This window comes from Dyella sp. (assembly GCF_036568765.1).
Lineage (GTDB): Bacteria > Pseudomonadota > Gammaproteobacteria > Xanthomonadales > Rhodanobacteraceae > GSA-30.
This window is the reverse complement of sequence record NZ_DATCRY010000073.1, coordinates 1-4137: the sequence shown is the minus strand read 5'-3', so window position 1 is coordinate 4137 and position 4137 is coordinate 1. Positions and strand designations below refer to the sequence as shown.

Below are 4137 nucleotides of genomic sequence, written 5' to 3'. Positions count from 1 at the left end.
CACCCGTGCTGTGCAGCGCGCGAGATCCCAGCCGTTCACCCAGCCGATGCATCAATGCCGTGTTGTGCACGCCGCCGCCGCAGACCAGCACATCGACGGCTGCCGGAGCGTAGCGATCGATCGCTTCGGCCGCGCTGCGCGCCGAGAGCTCCAGGAGCGTAGCCTGCACATCGGCTGGCGAGAGCTGAGCCACACGCGCATGCGCGTCTAGCCAAGTCAGGTGGAAGTGCTCGCGTCCCGTACTCTTGGGGGCAGGCGCGGCGAAATACGGATCGGCGAGCAAGGCTTCGAGCAGGGCACTATCGACTTGCCCGCTGGCTGCAAAAGCGCCGTCGTGATCGAAAGCCTCGCCGCGATGGCGCTGGTGCCAGGCATCCATCAAGCCATTGGCCGGGCCGGTATCGAAGCCCAGCACGCCGCCATCGGCGGCCAGCACTGTGATGTTCGCAATGCCGCCCAGATTCAACACGACCCGCTCACGGCCGGGTGCGGCCAGCAGCATCGCGTGCACCGCAGGCAGCAGCGGTGCACCCTGACCGCCGGCGGCCACGTCGGCGCGGCGGAAATCGGCCACGACATCGATACCGCAGCGTTCGGCGATGACCGCCGGATCGCCCACTTGCAAAGTGAATGGGTAGAGGCCGGTGGGGCGATGCCGCAATGTTTGTCCGTGCGAGCCGATCGCACGCACTTGTGCGCGTCCGATGCCGCTTTCGCGCAGCAAGGTTTGCGCCGCATCGGCGAAGCATTGGCCGATGGCGACGTCCAGGCGTCCATAGGCGTCCAGATCCAGTCGTGCCTCGTCCTGGGCGACCGCCAGGATGCTGGCGCGAAGATCCTCAGGCCATGGGTGCGTACGTGCTGCGACAAGCTGCGGCCGATGATCCACAAAGCGCACCAGCGCGGCGTCGATGCCATCGGCGCTCGTGCCGGAAATCAGCCCAAGGTAGAGCGATGTGGCGTCATTCACACAAGTGGCGCTTAGTCGTCGTTACGCGAAACGCCGCTCAAGCGCGCCATCTTGATGTTCTCGTCCAGCGACTTCAGGCGGGCCAGCTGCGGCTGCACCACGGCGGACTTGAACTTTGCCAACTGCGCGCCGCTCATCGGCTCGGGCTTGGGCAGGGTGACCGTCTGCGGATCGCGCTGGACGTTGTTGACGCGGAATTCGTAATGCAGGTGCGGACCGGTGGCCAGGCCAGTCATGCCGACAAAGCCAATCACCTGTCCCTGGCTCACACGCTGGCCGATCTTCTCGCTACCGAACTTCGACATGTGACCGTAAGCGGTGCTGATGCTGCCGTTGTGCTGGATGATCACGAAGTTGCCGTAGCCGTTCATCCAACCCTTGAACTTCACGACGCCGTCGCCGGCGGCGTGGATCGGCGTGCCGGTCGGGGCGGCATAGTCCACGCCCTTGTGCGCGCGCATCTTGCCGAGGATCGGATGGAAGCGTGCGGCGCTGAACGTCGAGGAGATGCGCGTGAAATCGACCGGAATACGCAGGAAGGATTTCTGGATCGGGCGGCCATCCTCGCTGAACCAGCCGTAGCTGCCATCGTCCTTCTTGAAGCGATAGGCGGTGTAGCGCTGCCCCTGATTGACGAACTCGGCAGCAACGATATCGCCTTCGTGCAGATACGCGCCATCGCGGTACACGTCGTCGTAGACCAGGGTGAAGCTGTCGCCTTCGCGCAAGTCCTGCACAAAGTCGATGTCGTATTTGAAGAGCTCGGCGAGCTTGAGCACCATCGCATTGCTCATGCCGGCCTTGGAGCCGGCGGCGAACAGCGAGCTGTCGATGACGCCGTGTGCGACGTGCTCGCGACGCTCTACTTCGCGCGCCTGCGCCACTACGGTGGGCTTGTCGCCATCGAAGCGGACCATCACGCGGGCGGATTCGTCCTTGTCGAAGCGGATGCCCTTGAGGCTGCCGTCGCTGCCGAGCAGGAAATCGAACTCCTGGCCGGGCTTGATGTTGTGCAGGGCCTTGGCGTCCCCGGACTGGTCGACCACGTGTTGCAGATCGGCGAGGCTCAGGCCCTGGCTCTGGAAGATGTCCGACAGCGTCTGGCCCGGCTGCACCTGCACGATATGCCAGTCTTCGACGTTCGGCGTCTGCTGCACCACCGCGTCGGCCTTGGGCAGGGCCAGTGGCAGCAGCGAATGCGGGGTGGGCGTCACCGCCGGGCGCATGGCGCTTGCCCAGGCGGGGATGATGAAGCCGGACAGGGCGGTGATCAGGATGGCCGTGCCGGCCAGCACCCAGCGCTCGCGATGCCAATGGATCGGCTCTTCGCTGTGGTGACCGAAAGACCAGTGAGAAACACGCTCATAAAAGTGAGAGTGACAGCGCTGCGCCTTGCGACGTATGGCTTCTTTACGCGCTGCTCGCGCGAGCTTGTTGCCCTCACCCATGCCCTGTTTGCCCCGCAGGTACAAAATAACAATTGGCGCGTACCATAACGGCCCTGTGCAAACGGCGTCAACGCCTTTTCCATCAAGGGTTTGCGCTAAGTTTTGGGTTAACGCACAATTAACCCTGTTCACCTTTGTGATCGCGGGCAACCGCGGCGCTTCGCATCCAAAATTCCGAGGACCCCATGAACGAGCTCGACCAGGCGCTAGCCACCATTGCGCGCGGCGCCGATGAAATCATCAAGCAGGAAGAACTGGTCGAGCGCCTCAAGCTGGGCAGGCCATTGCGGATCAAGGCGGGTTTCGACCCGACCGCACCGGATCTGCACCTGGGCCATACCGTACTGCTCAACAAGATGCGCCAGTTCCAGGACCTCGGCCACCAGGTGATCTTCCTGATCGGGGATTTCACCGGCATGATCGGCGATCCCACCGGCAAGAACGTCACCCGTAAGCCGTTGACCCGAGAGGATGTCCTGGCCAATGCCGAGACCTATGCCGAACAGGTCTATAAGGTGCTGGACCGCGACAAGACCGAGCTGCGCTTCAACTCCGAGTGGTTCGGCAAGATGAGCGCGGCCGACATGATCAAGCTGGCCGCGCAGCACACCGTGGCGCGCATGCTCGAGCGCGACGATTTCGCCAAGCGCTATGCCGCGCAGCAGCCGATCGCGATCCATGAGTTTCTTTATCCGCTGGTACAGGGTTACGACTCGGTGGCATTGCAGTGCGATGTGGAACTGGGCGGCACCGATCAGAAGTTCAATCTGCTGATGGGGCGCGCCTTGCAGGAACACCACGGGCAGCCGCCGCAGATCGTGCTGACCATGCCGCTGCTCGAAGGCCTGGACGGCGTCAACAAGATGTCCAAGTCGCTGGGCAACTACATCGGCATCAACGAGCCGGCGATCGATATCGTCACCAAGACGATGAAGATCGGCGACGAGCTGATGTGGCGCTGGTTCGAACTGCTCAGCTTCGAAGTGTCGCTGGACGAGATGGCGCAGATGAAGCGCGACATCGAGAGCGGTGCGCTGAATCCGCGCGACGCCAAGATGCGCCTTGCGCGCGAACTGGCTACGCGATTCCAGGGTGCGGCCGCGGCGGAGCAGGCGATCGCGGGCTGGAACGCGGTTGTGCGAGGAGAGGGCGATACAAGCTTGCTGCCGCTTACGGAAGTATCGGTGCCCGCGGAAGGCTTGCGTCTGGCTGCGTTGTTGAAGGCCGCGGGGCTGGCGTCGAGCAATAGCGAAGCCAATCAAAAGATCAAGGAGCGCGCCGTGCGCATCGATGCGGAAGTGGTCGAGGATGCGCAGCGCGTATTCGCGCCGGGTTTCGAAGCGGTGTTGCAGGTCGGCAAGCGCAACTTTGCGCGTGTCTTGCTCAAATAAGTTTGTTCGAGCGGAGAGATGCGCGACGTGTGTGTCGCACATCTCGTGCTTGTCTCCAGAGAGAACAAGCGCTTAGCGAGTCAAGCGAAAAAATTTCGAGAAATTTTCGAAAAATCGCTTGTCAAAAACAGGGCCCCTCCCTATTATTCGCCTCCCGCCGCAGCATCCCCTGCAACGGCAACTCCCTCGCTGAAAATTGATCTTCACGCAGGTGTTGACGGACAGGAAAAACGATGTAATATGGGCGGCTCACTCGGGACGAAATGTTCCGACGCGGTTGGAAGAGAAGGCCGCAAGTGATTGAGATCTTTGACAGTGTGCGCAGGTG

Annotated in this window: 3 protein-coding genes; 1 reads left to right on the top strand and 2 read right to left on the bottom strand. The window is 62.4% G+C overall.

Annotation, left to right across the window (positions count from 1 at the left end):
- Positions 1-970: anhydro-N-acetylmuramic acid kinase (locus VIM98_RS05695; RefSeq protein WP_331992129.1), on the bottom strand; the 970-nt coding region annotated here is incomplete at its 3' end.
- Between the two features lie 11 nt (positions 971-981).
- The gene (locus tag VIM98_RS05690) at positions 982-2418 is read right to left on the bottom strand and encodes an OapA family protein (RefSeq protein ID WP_331992128.1); all 1437 of its coding nucleotides are present in this window, start codon (positions 2416-2418) and stop codon (positions 982-984) included.
- A gap of 185 nt (positions 2419-2603) precedes the next feature.
- On the opposite strand from VIM98_RS05690, the gene tyrS reads away from it, so the two are divergent.
- Positions 2604-3809: a tyrosine--tRNA ligase gene (gene tyrS / locus VIM98_RS05685; RefSeq protein WP_331992127.1), complete on the top strand. Its 1206-nt coding sequence runs from the start codon at positions 2604-2606 to the stop codon at positions 3807-3809.
- Positions 3810-4137 lie beyond the last annotated feature (328 nt).